This window comes from Breznakiella homolactica (assembly GCF_016616095.2).
In the GTDB taxonomy this organism is placed as follows: domain Bacteria; phylum Spirochaetota; class Spirochaetia; order Treponematales; family Breznakiellaceae; genus Breznakiella; species Breznakiella homolactica.
On record NZ_CP067089.2, the window covers coordinates 2,536,653 to 2,554,413 of the forward strand.

Sequence of the window (17,761 nt, forward strand, 5' to 3'; positions counted from 1 at the left end):
CGTTCCCGGAGGATTTCCGGCATACTGTAACCATGGATGTACTGCAGCGGTTCAGGAAATCGATTCAAATAAAAACGGATTGGCCCGAGGGCGCCCAGGCCGGGGATGGCCGGGCGGAAGCGCCCCTCCGGGAGTTTCAGGAATTCCTGAAAATTTCTTACCCTGAATTCCACAAAAAAATAGAACGCAGCGTTCTGAATCCTTATGCGGTGATCTACCAGTGGCCCGGGGAATCGGCGGAAGCGAAGCCCATCCTGTTCCTCGCCCACTACGATGTGGTTCCCGCGGAAACTGAAAAATGGACGGTGCCGCCGTTTTCCGGAGACGAAAAGGACGGGTATATTTACGGCCGGGGAACCCTGGACATGAAGTGTATCCTCATCGGCATCATGGAAGCCGCGGAAACCCTCTGCGCCGGCGGCTTCCGGCCGAAACAGGATATCTGGTTTGCCTTCGGCGGCGACGAGGAACGGGCCGGAACCTGGGGCGCGAAAACTTCCGTCCGGTGGTTTGCGGAACGGAACATCCGGTTTGCCTGGGCCCTGGACGAAGGAAGTATTGTGGCCCGCAACCAGATAGCCTGGATCGATAAACCCCTGGCTCTTCTGGGTATTGAGGAAAAGGGCTTTGCCAGTTTTGAACTGCGGGCAGCCCAGCAGAGCGGCCACGCGTCCCGGCCGCCGAAAGTGCAGGCCGCGGCGGTGCTCGCCCGGGCGCTCCTCCGGATTTCAAAGAAACCCTTTCCCTTCAGGCTGACCCCGACGGTGGAAGGTTTTTTCCGGAGCCTCGGGGATCTGAGTACCGGTGCCATGGCGTGGGTGCTGAAGCATCCCCGGCTGCTGGGGCCGCTGTTCTTTAAGGCGGTGGCGGGCAGCCCCGCAATAGCGTCCCTGCTGAGGACCACCGTGGCCATGACCCAGCTCGAGGGAAGTCCCGCGGACAATGTCATGCCATCCTCGGTACGGGCGGTTCTCAACCTGCGGCTCCTGGATCCCTGGACCGTGGAGACGGCTTTGGAATATGTCAGAAAGGCTGTAAACGACGGCCGGGTTGAAGTGGATATATGCAACGTTTCCACAGATCCGGTTCCGCCGAATCCCCTGCACGCGAAACGCTCCGGACCGGGCTGGGAAGAAATGGAAGCCGCCGTCAGCGCCGTATTCCCCGGGGTTCCGGTGATGCCTTTCCTGGTGACTGCCACCACCGATTCCCGGCACTACAAGGACCTCTGCGGCGGAATCTTCCGGTTCTGCCCCCTGGTACTGACCCCGGAGGAACTGGCCCTTATCCACGGACATGACGAACGGATATCGGAACAGAACCTCCGGAACTGCGTGAATTTCTATACCGATTTATTAGCTCGGCTCTGAACCGGCAGAATACAGCGAAAGGACATACTATGGGAAATACTGCGGAAAAAACGAACGGCGGAGCTGCGCCCAGTTCCATAAAAATCGGAAAAAAAGCGTTTATCCTTTCGGCTTTAATAATTCTGCTGCTTATGGCTGTGTCGGGTATTCTGACTCTGGTCCTCACCCCCGGGGAATATGAACGGGTAACCGTGGACGGGCGGACTCTGGTGGTGGATGGGAGTTATGCTGAAGTCCCGCGGCCGGATTATCCCTTCTGGCGATGGTTTACCGCGCCGGCGGAAATCCTCTTCGCTCCGGGAAACCTGACGCCCATTGTGCTGATCCTGTTTATCATTGCCGTGGGCGGCTCCATAGCGATTTTGGAATACGCCGGCGTTATGGAGGAACTGGTGAACCTCCTGGTCCGGCGGTTCGCAAAACGGAAATACCTGCTTATTGCCCTGATAATTCTGTTTTTCATGGTGTGCTCCAGCTTCGTGGGTATCTATGAAGGAATGGTACCCATGATTATTTTTATAATTCCCGTCGCCCTGTCCCTGGGATGGGATTCCCTGACCGGCCTCGGCATGAGTCTCCTGCCCCTGGCATTCGGCTTCGCTTCGGCGGTGACGAATCCCTTTACCATCGCGGTGGCCCAGAAGATCGCCGACCTTCCCTTGTTTTCCGGTGCCTGGCTGCGGATTATTTTCTTCGCCGCGGTATATGCCATCGTTACGCTCTTTGTGGTACGCCACGCCAAGAAGGTGGAAAAAAATCCAGCCGCTTCGCTGAGTTTTGCCGACGACGAGAAACTGCGCGGGAAAATGCATGCCGACGGCGGCGCGGGGGCCGCCGCGGAAATCCGCGGCGGCAGGCGCCACTGGAACACCCTGATCTGGTTTGTGAGCTGCGTTATCCTCGCCATGGTTATTGTTGTGGCCACCGCCCGGATCCCCGGGCTTTCGGACGCGGCCTTTCCGGTCATGACCCTGCTCTTTCTCATCGGCGGAATCGGCGGCGGCCTCTTCGCGGGTCTCCGGGGAAAACACCTGGCTCTGAGTTTTTTTAAAGGAGCCCTTAATCTGCTGCCGGGGGTTCTCCTGGTTCTCATGGCCTACAGCGTAAAACACATCATCACCTGCGGAAAAATCATGGATACCATTCTCTACATGGCATCCGAACTGATCAGGCGTTCCCCGCCCATGGCCGCGGCGTTTCTGGTGTACGCCACCACCCTGGTGATGAACTTTTTTATCGGATCCGCCAGCGCGAAGGCGTTTCTCATGATGCCCCTACTGACACCCCTGGCGGACCTGGTGGGTATTACCCGGCAGACCGCGGTCCTGGCCTTTGATTTCGGGGACGGTTTTTCGAATATGATTTTTCCCACCAATGCCCTGCTGCTTATTGCACTTTCCTTTACGGTGGTGGGCTACCCCAAGTGGATGGCCTGGACCTGGAAACTCCAGCTGATTATGCTTGCCCTTACTTCGGCTTTTCTGGCCTTTGCCGTGGTTATCGGTTTCGGGCCGTTTTAAACATGACAGGCACTTGTCATATTCATTGCGCTACACTGTTACCATGGAATATATTCCCGCAAAGACCATAGTCACCCGGACAAAATCCCCCGGCGTGTGGTTTGGTATCGAATACAATATGAATATCTACCGGGGCTGCTCCCACGGCTGCATCTACTGCGACAGCCGGAGTCTCTGCTACGGTATAGAGAATTTCGATACGGTCAGAGCGAAGCAGGACGCCCTGCGGATAATCAGGAACGACCTCGCGGCAAAAAGAAAAACAGGGGTAGTCGGCACCGGTGCCATGAGTGACCCTTACAATCCCTTTGAGAGAGAACTGAAGCTTACCCGGAATGCCCTGGAACTGATCAACGCCTACCGCTTCGGAGCGGCCATTGCCACCAAGAGCCCCCTGGTCGCCCGCGACACGGATATTCTGAAGGACATCGCGGAGCATTCGCCGGTGATGGTAAAGATGACCGTCACCGCCGCGGATGATGGGTTATGCAGAAAAATCGAACCCCGGGTGGCGCCTTCCAGCGAACGGTTCGCCGCGGTAAAGGCCCTCACCGACGCGGGGGTCTGCGCCGGAATACTGATGATGCCGATTCTTCCCTTCATCGAAGATACGGAAGACAATATTCTGTCCATTGTCCGCCAAGCCGCGGAAAGCGGCGCCCGGTTTATTTATCCCGCCATCGGCATGACCCTCAGAGCGGGAAACCGGGAGTATTTTTACGAACAGCTGGACAGGGAATTCCCGGGCATCAGGGAAAAATATATCCGCAGTTACGGCGACCGGTACAGCTGCACATCCACAAAAGTCCGTTCACTTTGGAAGCTCTTTACCGCCGAATGTCAGCGGTTCGGGATCCGGTACGAGATGCGGGATATCATCATTGACTACAAACGGGGATATACTTCGAAACAGCTCAGCCTGTTCTGAGGGCGTTTATTATTATCAGCCCGCGGCCGCGATGGCATCACAGAGGTAATCCATTTCTTCCCGGGAATACCGCTGGTCCACGGGGACCGACAGAATATGGGCGTAAATATACTCCGCTCCGGGATAATCCGCGGGATCGAGATGGGGCGGCACCGGCCAGTACACGGTGGATTTTATTCCGCGGCGCCCGAGAATCTCCTGCGCCCGGTCCCGGTCTTCAGCGTAGAGCGGGAAATGGCTGGGGCAGACACCTTCAGGCAGGTCCGGGAATACCGGTCTGAGACTGGAGGAAAAGGGATTCCGTTCCAGGACAGCGCGGAAATTTTCCCGCCGTTTTGCAATCGCGTCCCGGTAAGGGTAATGGGCGATAATTTCCTTGGATGTCTCATCACTTTCAAAAACGTCGAACATCCGGCGCAGGCGCAGTTCGGTCTTCCAGAAAATATCGCCGACCGCTTCCTCAGTAGCGCCGGGTTCACCCTTCAGTACTTTTTCGCGGGTCTCGAAACAGGCGATCCTTCCGGCGATATGTTCCTCCTCCGGCGGCAGCGTAGGCAGGGTGAACTGCCCTCTGCGTTTGACCGCAATCCCGCCGGAGGGGATTCCCATCCATTTGCGGAGGCTGCCCGCGGCGTAGGCCGCGTGCCCGTCAATTCCATCGGAGGAAAATACCGAATGGGTAATATCGTGGAGTACCGCGGCCCCGGAATCGGAACACTTCCGGACAAAGTCCCTGCTGTAGGATGAAAAGCCATAGTAGCCGCAGAGGTTGAGCACGGAAATATCCGGGATTGCCGCTTCATCGAAAACCGGAGTCAGCAGTTCCGGGGAAACGTCATAGAACCTGAGGCTGTATCCCGCCTTGACATAGGAGTCGATCACCGTTTCGCAGGTGTAGGCCGGAAGATAGGCCTTTAGTTTTTCATCCCGCTGTTTGAGGTCCAGGAGTGAATAGTAAATTCCGCAGCGGCCGGACATGAAAAACCGCAGGTCACCCTCAAGGGATCCGGGAAAATCCTGGACTTCCCCTTGGGTGCTTTCGAGACAAAACATTCCGCCGACTTTCATGGTTATTCCTTTCAGGACAGCCGCATATACATACCATCCCTCACAGAAGCATGGGGATACCAATCCCGGGGGCCCGTCTGATGGAAAAAATCAGCCTGCGGCTGGTTTCTTTCCATCCAAACCTCTGTTTGAAGACACCTCACAGGGCCTGCTCCTACCATGCTTCTGTGCCGCTGTCCGGTATCCTGCGGCTGTCCTGCCTTGGATGAGGGAGTTAAAATCCTTTTATGACCGAATCGTCCAGAACCCGTATTATTTCACAGGCGAGTTTAACGGCGTTTTCATAATCCGAGTACGCCGAGATACCGTAGTGGGTGTGGGCGTACCGCACCGGGACGCCGATAACGATAACCGGTACAGCTTTGCCGGTGACATGGATGATACCGCCGTTGGTTGACCCCGCGGCGCGGACCGCCTCCTGGGCGGGGATTCCCTTTTCCTTTGCCTTGTCCAGGGCAAAACGCTGGAACCGGGGATTGGTGATCATCCTGGCGTCGATATGCCGCAGCATGGGCCCTTTCTTGAGGGCGGTCTGTGACGCGTAGGCGTCCACCACCGTATCATCCGCGGGACAGCCTTCGAAGGAAATGGCGATATCCGGCCGCACCACCTGAGCGGTAACCGTTGCCCCCCGGAGCCCGACCTCCTCCTGGGCGGCGAAAGCGCCGGTGATGTTGACCTTGAGATTTTCCCCGGACAGTTCCTGCAAAGTCGAAATAATCGCCGCGCAGCCGAGCCGGTTATCGAAGCCTTTGCCGACCATGGTATCGTGGGCCGGAGAATATTCAAAAGCGACCTCCGGTACCACCGGAGCGGCCACGGGGATTTTATACTCCTCCGCCACTTCCCGGTAACTGGACGCTCCCACATCGATGACGAGGCTGGAGATTTCCAGGGGGGCCTTCTTTTCCGCCTCGGTCATATAGTGGGGCGGCTTGCTGGCCACCACACCGGGAATGTATTTGCCTTCGGTGTTTTTTATCAGAACCCGGTGGGCGGGGATATTGGAAACGACCCACCCGCCGATGGGGATAAAATCAATCATTCCGTTGGGACGGATGGCTTTTACCATAAAGCCGACTTCGTCGCTGTGGGCATCGAGCTGGAGCACCGGAAGCCCGTCCCGGCTTCCCGGCCGGCGGATGTAGAAGTTCCGCATGGCATCTTCAGTACAGTCACCGAGTCCGGCGGCGTACTGCCGGATCAGTCTGACCGGCTCATCCTCAAACCCGGAAATACCCGGCGCGTCAGACAGAGCCGCTATCATTTCAATTGTTTTCTGCTTATCCATGATTTAATCCTTTTGGCGGCATAGTTCAACAGTCCGCCGGCAGTATCATACTTTGACCTTTTCGAATTCTACCACGAAATCCGCGAGATAATCAGCCATGGCCTGGAGCATCTTTTTGCCCCACTCCTCGGTGGCCGTATTGGGATGGTCGGGACCGATCCATCCGTTGTCCGTTACGTGAGGGGTCGCCCGGGGAACCGTTACCTGGATGCCTTTGAATTCCACGGTGTAAAAACCCGTTGCCTTGAGCCCCGGAGACACGTCTTTGAGCTTGAGGTCTTTGTTAATTTCACTCATGTCCACCAGGGATGGATCGATGCCCATGATACCGGCGGTTTCCTCGCCGCCGCCGTGGCCGCCCTTCCATGCGGGATCCATTTCCCAGACATTGAGCCACCAGTTGAGCAGGGCCAGGAGACAGCCTTCCTTGTCGAGTTCGATACCGATGCGCTCAATGGTTTTGACGTTCCCGCCGTGGCCGTTGAGGATGATGAATTTTTTCGCGCCGTGCTGGCGGAGGCTGTCGATGATCCGTTTCATAAGCTGGTACAGAATATCCATGCCGATATTGATCGTTCCGGGGAAGGGTTCAAGACTGTCGCAGGATCCGTAGGGAATCGTGGGCACGATCAGTATTTCTTTGTTTTTTTCTTCCAGCAGTTCCAGAATCCGGTCAGGGATCAGGGTATCGGTTCCCAGGGGAAGGTGCCTGCCGTGGCATTCGATGCTGCCCACGGCAATGATAACGATGTCGTGTTTCTTAAAATAAGCCTCGGCCTGGGGCCAGGTTATATTGGCTAAACGCATAATTTCTCCTTAAAAAAAGGGTACACGGACCTTCCGGCCCGGGTACCCTGCATTACATCCGCTGTTCTGCGGGATTTACGTTCCTGCACCGGAAGGCCGGTCCGCCGCGGGATGCGGCGGAAAACCGACCGGTTTCTGGAACTATCTCCGGACCTGGACTCCTTCGAGTTTGTGGTACCCGATGGGATCAAGGATGAAATTTTCCACTTTGTTGTTCGCGCCGGCATTGATCTCGGTATACACAATGTTGGCGTTGTTGGCAATATCCGCGAGCCGAACCGCGAGATCCCGGTAGGCTGCTTCCCGGATTCTGGGATCGGTGTTGGTGCGGCCGGTGGTTACCAGGCGGTCCACTTCGGGATCGGAGATAAAGGACCGGTTACCCGGGGCGCCGTGCTGGCTGGAATGTTCCAGTGAGTAGTAGGTATAGTCCGCGTCCTTGGTGGAGGTTACCCAGCCGAAGTAGCCCATGTCGTGTTCGCCCGCGGAGGTCCGCTGGATAAAGGCGCCGAATTCCAGAACTTCAAGCTTGCAGTTGATGCCCACTTCCCGGAGCATTTCCACCACCGCCTGGCAGACTTCCACCCGGTCCTTGTTGTTGTTGACCCAGATGGTACAGCTGAACCCGTTGGGGTATCCCGCGTCGGACAGAAGTTTCTTCGACAGCGCCGGATTGTACTCGGGCACGCCGGTGCTGTAGTACCCGTATACCGCGGGGGCTACGATGGCGTCCGCCGGCTCACCGCTGCCGGAGAGCACCGTATCGATAATGAGCTGCCGGTCAATGGCGTGGGTAATAGCCTGGCGCACCAGTTTGTTGTCAAAGGGCTTTTTCCGCATGTTCATGGAAATGTAGAAGCAGCTCAAAGAAGGAGCCGTGTACATGGTAAGATTTTTGTTCGCGTCCACAATTTTGAAGTCGTTGGTGGTCATATCGTAGGCCAGATCGATTTCCCCGGTTTCCAGGGCGATGGTCCGCTGGGACGCTTCGGGAATGACCTTCATGACCAGGTTTTTGGTTTTGGCGGGGCCGGCGTAGTACTCTTCATACGCTTCAAGCTTAACCGAGTCGTTCTGGCTCCAGGACACGAATTTGTAGGGGCCGCTGCCGATGGGCTGCCGGATAAACCGGTCGGGATCGGCCTGGACATAGGCCTTAGGAACGATCGCGGCAAAGGGAACCGCCAGGTTCCGGAGGGCCGGCGCGTAGGGAGCCTTGGTGGTCACCACCACGGTGTAGGAATCTTCAATTTTAACATTGTCGATGAAGTCGACAATATAGGAAACCGAACCGGAGGCGATGGCCCGGTCAAGGGAGAATTTTACATCATCCGCGGTCAGCTCCGTTCCGTTGTGGAACTTGATTCCCTTGCGGATAAAAAACCGGTAGGAAACATCCGACAGCTGTTCCCAGCGTTCCGCGACCTGGGGCACCAGTTCGTTGGTTACTCCGTCGACTTCGACCAGGGTGTCGAAGATATGGTTGGTAACCTGGACCGCGGGGGTTTCCTTGCCCACGTGGGGATCAAAGGATGTTACGTCCGCTCCCTGTCCCCAGGTGATGGTATCCTTGTAGGTTCCGTCTCCCGCGCCGGAATCACTTCCGCCGCCGGCAAAGGCAAAAGCCGCCGCGAGCAGCAATACCGCGGCGATAGAAATAATCTTTTTCATTTTTGTCCTCCTGAAATTTTTTAAACCGGATAATCCGGCACTGGTTACACTAGGGTACAGGCCACAAAATGGTTTTCTTCGGCTTCCTTAAAGGGAATATCCGCGCCGAGGCACGCATCCGTTACGTAGGGACACCGTTTGGCGAAACGGCATCCCGGCGGCGGTTCAATCGGAGAGGTCAGCTCCCCCTTGAGGGAAATACGCTGCACATCGAAATCCGGATCCGGAACGGGTATGGCCGAAAGCAGCGCCTGGGTGTAGGGATGCAAAGGTTTTTCGAAGAGCTTTCCCGCCGGAGCTTTTTCGACCATCTGGCCGAGGTACATAACCAGGATGTCATCGGACAGATGCTTAACCACCGAAAGGTCATGGGTAATGAACAGGTAGGTAAATCCCATCCGGTCCTGAAGGTCCTGCATGAGGTTGAGTATCTGGGCCTGGATAGAAACATCCAGGGCGCTGACCGGTTCGTCACAGACAATCATCTTCGGGTCGAGGGCCAGGACCCGGGCGATACCGATCCGCTGCCGCCGGCCGCCGTCGAGCTCATGGGGGTAGGTGTTGACCAGCCGGGGCGCCAGGCCGACCATGTCCATGAGTTCCAGGGCCCGCTTCCGGAGGCCCTCCTTATCCCGGGGGGAATAGAGCTTCTGAATGAGCAGGGCCTCGTAGATGGTTTCGCTTACGGTCATCCGGGGATTGAGGGACGCGAAGGGATCCTGAAAAATAATCTGCATATCCCGGCGCATGGCCTTCATCTTCTTCTTATCGTAGGCGAGGATGTCTTCCCCCTCAAAGAGGACCTTTCCCGAAGTCGGTTCATGGAGCCGGAGGATGGCCCGGCCCAGGGTGCTCTTGCCGCAGCCGCTTTCACCGACGATCCCCAGGGTTTCCCCCTTCATAACGGTAAACGAAACATCGTCCACCGCGTGGAGAACACCGAAGGGTGTATTGAAGTATTTCTTGAGATGCTCCACCCGGAGCAGTTCGGTCTTTGCGTGGGCCATTACAGAACCTCCCCATTAGCGGACAGCGCAGGTTCCTCACCGGCAGCGTCCGGCTGAGCGGCAGAGGGAAATTCCCTTCCCGCGTAAATACAGCGGACCAGATGGCCGGTTTCGGTTTCCGTAAGGGCCGGGACAGCCTGTATACACTGCTCCGATACGTAATTGCACCGGGTATGGAATTTGCAGCCTTCGGGCAGGCAGGTGGGATCGGGCATCAGGCCTTTGATGGGTTTGAGACGCACCACCTCTTTTGCCAGACTGGGAATGGACTCCAGGAGCCCGATGGTATAGGGATGTTCGGGATTCTTGAATATGTCCCGGAGCGTGCCGTATTCCACGATTTCTCCGGCGTAAATTATGGCCACGTGGTCGCAGTTCTGCGCGACTACCCCCAGGTCATGGGTAATAAGCAACATGGAAGTATTCAGCTTGCCCTTGAGGGACTGAATCATTTCCAGCACCTGGGCCTGGATGGTCACATCGAGCGCCGTGGTGGGCTCATCGGCGATAAGCAATTTTGGGTTGCAGGCAAGAGCGATAGCGATGATGACCCGCTGTTTCATTCCCCCGGAAAACTGGTGGGGATATTCCCCTGCCCGGTCCGCGGAGATCCCCACGGTTTCCAGCATGTCCCGGGCCGCCGCCGCGGCTTCGGCTTTGGTCATTTTATTATGCGCCTGGATTACTTCCATTATCTGGTCGCCCACGGTCATGACAGGATTGAGGCTCGTCATGGGATCCTGGAAAATCATGGAAATCTGCCGGCCCCGGATGCCCCGCATTTTCGCTTCGCTGAGACCCAGCAGTTCCTGTCCGTCAAAGTGTATCTTTCCCCCGCAGATTTCCCCCGGAGGGCTGGGGATGAGACGCATGATCCCCTTTGCCAGGGTTGTCTTGCCCGCGCCGGTTTCCCCGACGAGACCCAGGGTATGGCCTTCCTTAAGGGACAGGCTGATGCCGTTGAGGGCTTCCACGGTACCATCGTCGGTTACGTACCGGATGGCCAGATCTTCTATCCGGAGCAGTTCTTTCTCGTCACTCATAGCAGCCACCGTACCTTAGGTTTTGAGTCTCGGATCAAGGGCGTCCCGGAGTCCGTCGCCCACCACGTTAAGGGCCAGAATCGTGAGCATAATACCGAGCCCCGGAATAACCGTAATATGCCATCCGTCCCGGATATACGAGCGGGCCCCGGAAAGCATGGATCCCCATTCCGGGGTCGGCGGCTGAATGCCGAGGCCGAGGAAGGAGAGCCCCGCGATAGAAAGGATGGCTCCGGCCACACCCAGAGTCGCCTGGACGATCAGCGGCGCCATGGAGTTGGGAATAATATATTTGAAGATAATACGGGAATCCCCCGCCCCCAGCGCCCGGGCCGCCTCAATGTACTCCTGGTCCTTGACCGTGAGAACCGAGGCGCGGACCGTCCTGGCAAAGGTCGGGATATAGGAAATCGCGATGGCGATGAGTACATTGGTCAGGCTCGTTCCCAGGGCCGCCACAATTGCCGTGGCCAGGAGCATGGACGGTATGGCCAGAAGAATATCCATAAAACGCATGATCGCGTTGTCGGCGAATTTACCGTAATACCCCGCCAGGGCGCCGAGGACTCCGCCGATCAGCGTGGAAATGACAATCGCGAAGGTTCCCATGAACAGGGAATACCGGACGCCCCAGAGCATGCGGAGCAGTATGTTCCGCCCGAATTCATCCAGGCCGAAGGGGTACTGCCAGCTCGGTCCCTGCAGGCGCATGCGGAGATTCTGTTTTATCACGTAGTTGTTGTACACCGACTGACTGGTGACAAAGTCAATGACAATGGTACCGACGGCGATCACCACCAGGATGGAAAGAAACCCAAGCCCCACCAGGGCGAGTTTGTTTTTCTTGAGCCGCCGCCAGACTTCGGCCCAGAGGGATCTTTGCTTTTGTCCGCCTGATTTTGCGGAAGTTTTTTTCAGTGCCATTATACGACCCCCTTGGACGTGGTTTTATACTGGGATTTAATCCTCGGATCGACAAAGGCATAGATGATATCCACACAAAGGTTAACAATGGAAAAGGTCACCGCCATAAAAATGACTGCCCCGAGCACCATGGGAATGTCCTTGCTGCCGATGGAATCAACCATAAGGCGGCCCAGACCCGGCCAGGAGAACACCGTCTCTGTCAGCATGGCTCCGCCGAGGAGAACCCCGAACTGGAGTCCCACAGCGGTGATGATCGGGATGAGGGCGTTTTTGAACATATGCCTGCGGGTTACTTCCTGCTCGGTTATTCCCTTGGAACGGGCGGTAAAAATATAATCCTGCCGGATAACCTCCAGCATGGATGACCGGGTCATACGGACCACCGTGGCGGCGGCGCCGGTCCCCAGGGTCAGGGCAGGCAGGACAATACTTCTCAGGAGCGGAATAAAGCCCGTTCCCATGCCCTGGGATGGAAGCCATCCCAGCTTGAGGGCAAAGAGCAGCGAAAACAGGAGCCCCAGCCAGAAGTTGGGCATGGAGACCCCCACCAGGGATAGGACCACCGAAACATTGTCCATGGCTGTGTACTGTTTCTTCGCGGATAAAATCCCCACGGGAATACCGATGAGGAGCGCCACAAAAATCCCCGCGAAGGCCAGGATAACCGTATTGGGGAATTTGTCCCAGACCTGGTCCCAGACACTGATTTTGTTTTTATAGGAGGTTCCCAGATCACCCCTGAGCATGTTCTTCATGTAATTGAAATACCTGACCAGAAGGGGGTCGTTGAGTCCCAGTTCTTCCCGTTTCAGTTCCAGCGCCTCCGCGGTGGCCTGGTCCCCAAGGATGATTGCCGCGGGATCTCCGGGGGTCAGGTTGAGGATAAAAAAGACAATGAAGGTAACGCCCAGAAGAACGGGAATCATAAGAAGCAGTCTTTTCAGAATGTACTTAATCATGGCAGCCCCCGCAACAGGATTCAATAAAAATGAATAAAAATCAATATTACCGGGGAATTTTCTGTATTTTTATTCAGAATATTCCCGTTTTCTGCAAGAAAATACGTTTCAATTCTCCAAAAAATCCAATAATATCATCACCACCGCAGTGGTCTGGGAACACACCCAGGATTGCTATTTGCTTTCCAGAGTCCGGATGTGCATGTATACGGTATTCTTTGTTATGCCGAGGTCCTTGGAAATAAGCTTTACTGAGTTTTTCAGCTTGAATATTCCCTGGTGGTACAGGAGGGTAATGATCTCCTTGTTTTTCTGTGACACGGGGATTGAAGAATCCGATTCTACATTGGCTTTTGTTTTCTCCAGGGCCTTTACGATCAGCTCATCGGATTCACTGATAAAATTCTCGGTTACGTATTCGGTGTAATTGTTGTTGGGAAGAAAGCTTTGGAGCACCGTGGAAAAAGACGTATCCATATAAAAGTTGATACATAAAAGTCCGATAACCGTATCCTGCTCCCCAAAGATGGCGATAGTTACGGCTTTAACGGGTTTTCCGTATTTGCTTTTCGAATGGTAGGCAATAAAGTGCGCTCCGTCACTTTCGGTAATTTTTTCCAGCATGGAAAGGGCAAGGTCCGTTATGGGGGCGCCTTCCTTCCGCCCCGAGTGCATACCGTTTACGATTTTGATAACCGAATGGTCGAGGTCATCCAGATCATGGAGTACGAACTCGAAAGCTCCGCCCAGATACGCCGCCAATCCGTCCAGGCAGGCTTTGTAGGAATTTAAAATATGTTTATCGGTGCTGGATAGGGAACTCTTGGTCTTTGACATATTATTCTACCAATAATTCAGCCGTTTCAGGAACAGATGAACCTAAACCTGACTAAATTATTTTTTATTCTACAGGGTGAATTAAATACTGTCAAATAATAAAAACAGGGTATCCGCAGTTTATTGTATTGCCCGGCACAGAAGCATGGAGGGACCGGGTTCGGGGGTCCTGCCTGTGGGAATGGGTTCTGGCTCCTCAGCGGCCTTCGGCCTCGAAAGTCGCTCAGAACCCATTCCCACAGGCACCCCGCGATACAGGTAAACACCATACTTCTGTGCCGCTCTTCCGTATTGCTGCGGGTATCCTGTTTTGGGGGTGCTGGGTGGCGGTGGATGGTTACGGTATTTGTATATGATTATCCGGTGGTACCAATATACCCCCGGCGGGGATACCGCCGGGGTTTTGCTGTATTACAGTTTGTCCAGGAAGGGGATTCCGGTTACTGCCAGCTGTTTTTTGAGCTCCCGGAAATCCTCTTTGTATTTTGCTTCCATGGCGGGCTCGAGGCGGCCGAAGGGTTCCCGGCAGTAGCCCGCGTCGAGGCCCATCCACTGCATCTCGGCTTTTATCCCGACCTGGAAACCCCGGTCCAGGGTGTGCATGATGATGGCGTTGGCAATACGCTGTTTTTCCGCTGCCGCGAAAAGGTTTCCCTCCTGCACCGCTTTGTATATATCCAGGAACGGTTCGGGAATCAAATTATAGAAAGAACCGATGATACCATCCGCCCCGAAGCTCAGTCCGGTCATGGCCATTTCATCCGCCCCGGAATAGACCATAAAATCCTGTCCGATTTCTTCTTTTATACGCATCATCTCAAACTGGGATGTAAGGGTGTACTTGATGCCTTCCACCCCTTTTATCGACGCCAGGGATTTTATAAAATTGAAACCCACGGCCCCGGCGAGGGCAATATTGTACACAACCATGGGGATATTCACGGATTCTGAAATATCCCGGTAATAGCTGTACATCTGGGACTCGGAGAATTTCCAGTAGAAGGGCGGCACCGAGGAAATCGCGTCCGCTCCGGCGGCTTCAGCGTGTTTTGCCAGGTCCGCGGAAATTCTCGTCCCGATGGCGCCCACATGGACAATCACCGGGACACGGCCTTTCACTTCATCAATCACATCCTCAACCAGTTTCTTCCGTTCCTCCGGGGTCATGAGAAATCCCTCTCCGGTGCTTCCGGTGAGGTACAGACCATGGATACCCCGGTCAATCAAATAGGAAGTTACCTTCCGCTGGCGCTTTTCATCGTAGTTTTCGTGTTCATCAAAGCAGCTGACCAGCGCAGGGATGACACCTTTAATTTCCTTAAGGGGAACGCGGCTCATAGTTTACTCCTTAATCTCCGTTGCATTAATAAAATGGCAGGAAGCGTAATGTTCCTTGTTGTTGACCAGATATTTTTTTAAACCCGGCGCTTCGGTCCGGCAGCGTTCCCGGCACTCGGGGCATCGGGGATGGAAATGGCATCCCGCCGGCGGGTTTATGGGGCTGGGTACGTCGCCCTGGAGCATGATCCGTTTTGATCTGCGGTCCAGGTCAGCCACAGGGATGGCTGAAAGCAGCGCCTTGGTATACGGGTGTAGGGTATTCTTGTAGAGATCCTCACTTTCGGAAAGCTCAACGATTTTTCCCAGGTACATCACCGCGATCCGGTCGCTGATATATTCCACCACACTTAAATCATGGGTGATGAACACATAGGTCAGCCCCCGTTCATCCTTCAGTTTTTTCAGAAGTTTGATTACCTGAGCCTGGATGGAAACATCCAGGGCGCTGACCGCTTCGTCGCAGACGATCAGTTCGGGATCAACGCTGAGGGCCCGGGCGATGCCGATCCGCTGGCGCTGGCCGCCGGAAAACTCATGGGGATAACGGTCCATGTAATCGGCCTGCATGTTCACCGCTTCCAGGAGTCCGGCGATTTTTTTCCGCCGTTCTGTTCTGGTTTTAATGCCGAACTTTTTCAGCGGATCCTCCAGGGAACCGAAGATGGTAAACGCCGGATTCAGCGATGAGTACGGGTCCTGGAAAACAATCTGGAGCCGTTTCCGGAATTCCTGAAGCTCCCGGGGTTTGAGCTTCATCAGGTCAACCTGTTCCGGCGTGCTCCCGCCAGCGTCAGCGGCCGGCGCGGAGGTTCCGCGGTATTCCACGGACCCGCCGCTGGCTTTAACCAGCTGCAGGATGGTTTTTCCCAGAGTGGTTTTTCCGCAGCCGCTTTCGCCCACAAGACCCAGGGTCTCGCCGCGGTATATGTCCAGGTCAACACCGTCCAGCGCCTTTACATGGCCCACGGTTTTCTTGAACACCCCTTTGTGCACGGGGAACCAGGTCCTGAGATCCCGGATTCTGAGAATCACTTCCTTGTTATCGGTCATACCGGTTTCCCTCCGCTTTTCCAGCACCGGACCCCATGGGTCCCGCCGAGGCTCACCTCTTCGGGCATGGATGAGCACCGTTCATGGCAGTAATCACAGCGGGGGGCAAACTGGCAGCCCGGGGGACGGTTAAACGGATCCGGGGTACTTCCCTTAATCGGTTCCAGGACCTGATTCTTTCCTTTGCCCAGAATGGGAATCGATTCGAGAAGCGCCTGGGTGTAGGGGTGCGCCGGAGTCCTGAGAACTTCCTCAACGGTTCCCCGCTCCACGATATTCCCCATATACATAACGATCACATCGTCGGCCAGTTCCGTAACCACCCCCATGTCATGGGTGATCAGCATGATCGCCGTTTCCCGGGTTTCCTTGAGCTTTTCAATAAGCTCGAATATCTGGGCCTGGATAGTCACATCCAGGGCCGTGGTCGGCTCATCGGCGATCAGGAGCTGGGGGTCGCAGGCCATGGCCATGGCGATCATGGAACGCTGGCGCATTCCCCCGGAAAACTGGTGGGGGTATTCCCTGACCCGCTGTTCCGGAGCGGGGATTCCCATGCTGCGGAGCAGGTCCACGGATTTTTCCCGGCGCTCTTTTTTATTCATCGCCGTATGGTACTGGAGGTTTTCACCGATCTGGAATCCGATGGAATAAACAGGATTGAGGGCCGTCATGGGGTCCTGAAAAATCATGGCCATTTCCTGTCCCCGGAGGGACCGCATGATCCTGCCGTTTGCCTCGAGCCGGTCAACCCGGATCGGTCCATTTTCTTCACTGTTGTAGGTGATGGATCCCTTTTCTATTCTCGCCAGCTGGGGGAGCAGCCGCATGATGGCGGACGCGGTAACACTCTTGCCGCAGCCGCTTTCCCCCACAACACCCAGGGTCCGCTTTCTGCAAATATCAAATGAAACACCCCGGACGGCTTTGTTGCACCGCTGGTTGTTATAGAAATACACTTCCAGGTCCTTCACCTGGACCAGGATATCTTTTTGGTCCATGTTCCTACCCCTGCTGGGACGGATCGGTGGAATCCCTGAAGCCGTCTCCGATAAAGTTGATGCTCAGCACGAAAAGAGAAATCACGATACCCACCGGAAGCCAAATCCACCAGTTCTCCCGGAGAATCGTGATGTCCTGAGCAACATTAAGAATGTTCCCCCAAGTCGCGATCTGCAGAGGGACCCCCAGGCCGAGAAAACTCAACCCCGCTTCTTCCAGAATAAACATGGCGGTGCTGAGGGTAATATTCACCGCGATGGGACCCAGGGCATTGGGAAGCATGTGCTTGAAGCAGATAACGAAACTGTTGATTCCGAAGGCCCTGAGGGACTGAACGTACTCCTCTTCCCGGATCGACAGTATCCGCGCCCGGGCCATGCGGTACATGCTGCCCCAGCCGGTAATAATAAAAATGACGATCAGGTTCATGAGACTCTGCCCGATTATCGTAACCAATAAAAGCACCAGGATGATCTGGGGAAAACTCATAAAGACTTCCGAAACCCGGAGGCAGGCCGCGTCAAAAAAACCGCCCTTGTATCCCGCGTAGCATCCCAGGGAAACGCCGATCAGAGCCGCTCCCAGGGCGCTCCCGAATCCTACCAGGATAGAAATCCTCCCGCCGTATACGATCCGGGCGAAGATGTCCCGGCCGACCTTATCGGTTCCGAGGATATGTTCCGATGAAGGAGACTGAAGGATTGAATTGAGATCTATCGCCAGGGGGTTGTACCGGCAGATCAGGGGGGCGAAAACCGAAGCCAGAAGGATCACGGAAAAAACAGCAAGCCCGAATACGGAAAGCTTATTGTTGAAGAATTTCCGCAGCGCCCGGCTGATTTCCCGGCTGCTTAGGAGGCCCGCTTCTTCCTTCGCCAGGATCTTATCCATCTGCCGGTCCAGGCGGCTCTTTCGTCTTACCGCAGTATCACTCATAGCC

At 55.4% G+C, this 17,761-nt stretch carries 16 protein-coding genes; 3 read left to right on the plus strand and 13 right to left on the minus strand.

Going from position 1 to position 17,761, the window contains the following annotated elements:
* Positions 1–32: 32 nt before the first annotated feature.
* The 3 genes from JFL75_RS11475 to JFL75_RS11485 are packed head-to-tail and all read left to right on the plus strand — an operon-like array spanning position 33 to position 3,818.
* Positions 33–1,370: a M20/M25/M40 family metallo-hydrolase gene (locus JFL75_RS11475; RefSeq protein ID WP_215626827.1), complete on the plus strand. Its 1,338-nt coding sequence runs from the start codon at positions 33–35 to the stop codon at positions 1,368–1,370.
* 29 nt (positions 1,371–1,399) lie between these two features.
* Complete coding sequence (locus JFL75_RS11480) at positions 1,400–2,890, plus strand: YfcC family protein (RefSeq protein WP_215626828.1); 1,491 nt, start codon at positions 1,400–1,402, stop codon at positions 2,888–2,890.
* A 13-nt stretch (positions 2,891–2,903) separates the two neighbouring features.
* Positions 2,904–3,818, plus strand: a complete 915-nt coding sequence (locus JFL75_RS11485) for an SPL family radical SAM protein (protein WP_215626829.1) — start codon at positions 2,904–2,906, stop codon at positions 3,816–3,818.
* A gap of 15 nt (positions 3,819–3,833) precedes the next feature.
* On the opposite strand, the gene JFL75_RS11490 is transcribed toward JFL75_RS11485, so the two are convergent.
* The 13 genes from JFL75_RS11490 to JFL75_RS11550 form a co-directional block, all read right to left on the minus strand.
* Positions 3,834–4,886: an aspartate aminotransferase family protein gene (locus JFL75_RS11490; RefSeq protein WP_215626830.1), complete on the minus strand. Its 1,053-nt coding sequence runs from the start codon at positions 4,884–4,886 to the stop codon at positions 3,834–3,836.
* 214 nt (positions 4,887–5,100) lie between these two features.
* Complete coding sequence (locus JFL75_RS11495; RefSeq protein WP_215626831.1) at positions 5,101–6,177, minus strand: M42 family metallopeptidase; 1,077 nt, start codon at positions 6,175–6,177, stop codon at positions 5,101–5,103.
* Between the two features lie 45 nt (positions 6,178–6,222).
* Positions 6,223–6,984, minus strand: coding sequence for a creatininase family protein (locus JFL75_RS11500; protein WP_215626832.1), 762 nt, complete (start codon positions 6,982–6,984; stop codon positions 6,223–6,225).
* Positions 6,985–7,125: 141 nt separating this feature from the next.
* The gene (locus JFL75_RS11505) at positions 7,126–8,655 is read right to left on the minus strand and encodes an ABC transporter substrate-binding protein (protein ID WP_215626833.1); all 1,530 of its coding nucleotides are present in this window, start codon (positions 8,653–8,655) and stop codon (positions 7,126–7,128) included.
* 44 nt (positions 8,656–8,699) lie between these two features.
* The gene (locus JFL75_RS11510; protein WP_215626834.1) at positions 8,700–9,662 is read right to left on the minus strand and encodes an ABC transporter ATP-binding protein; all 963 of its coding nucleotides are present in this window, start codon (positions 9,660–9,662) and stop codon (positions 8,700–8,702) included.
* A complete protein-coding gene (locus JFL75_RS11515) occupies positions 9,662–10,705 on the minus strand; it encodes an ABC transporter ATP-binding protein (RefSeq protein WP_215626835.1) in 1,044 nt (347 codons plus the stop codon). The genes JFL75_RS11510 and JFL75_RS11515 overlap by 1 nt, the downstream gene beginning before the upstream one ends.
* 15 nt (positions 10,706–10,720) lie before the next feature.
* The gene (locus JFL75_RS11520) at positions 10,721–11,629 is read right to left on the minus strand and encodes an ABC transporter permease (RefSeq protein ID WP_215626836.1); all 909 of its coding nucleotides are present in this window, start codon (positions 11,627–11,629) and stop codon (positions 10,721–10,723) included.
* Complete coding sequence (locus JFL75_RS11525) at positions 11,629–12,591, minus strand: ABC transporter permease (RefSeq protein ID WP_215626837.1); 963 nt, start codon at positions 12,589–12,591, stop codon at positions 11,629–11,631. Before JFL75_RS11525 ends, JFL75_RS11520 begins: the two co-directional genes overlap by 1 nt.
* Before the next feature lie 174 nt (positions 12,592–12,765).
* Positions 12,766–13,428, minus strand: coding sequence for a helix-turn-helix transcriptional regulator (locus JFL75_RS11530; protein WP_215626838.1), 663 nt, complete (start codon positions 13,426–13,428; stop codon positions 12,766–12,768).
* A gap of 411 nt (positions 13,429–13,839) precedes the next feature.
* The gene (locus JFL75_RS11535; protein WP_215626839.1) at positions 13,840–14,766 is read right to left on the minus strand and encodes a dihydrodipicolinate synthase family protein; all 927 of its coding nucleotides are present in this window, start codon (positions 14,764–14,766) and stop codon (positions 13,840–13,842) included.
* A gap of 3 nt (positions 14,767–14,769) precedes the next feature.
* Positions 14,770–15,819: an ABC transporter ATP-binding protein gene (locus JFL75_RS11540; RefSeq protein ID WP_215626840.1), complete on the minus strand. Its 1,050-nt coding sequence runs from the start codon at positions 15,817–15,819 to the stop codon at positions 14,770–14,772.
* The gene (locus tag JFL75_RS11545) at positions 15,816–16,820 is read right to left on the minus strand and encodes an ABC transporter ATP-binding protein (RefSeq protein WP_215626841.1); all 1,005 of its coding nucleotides are present in this window, start codon (positions 16,818–16,820) and stop codon (positions 15,816–15,818) included. The genes JFL75_RS11540 and JFL75_RS11545 overlap by 4 nt, the downstream gene beginning before the upstream one ends.
* 4 nt (positions 16,821–16,824) lie before the next feature.
* Positions 16,825–17,757 carry an ABC transporter permease gene (locus JFL75_RS11550; protein ID WP_215626842.1) on the minus strand — a complete coding sequence of 311 codons (933 nt, stop codon included), beginning with the start codon at positions 17,755–17,757 and terminating at the stop codon, positions 16,825–16,827.
* Positions 17,758–17,761 lie beyond the last annotated feature (4 nt).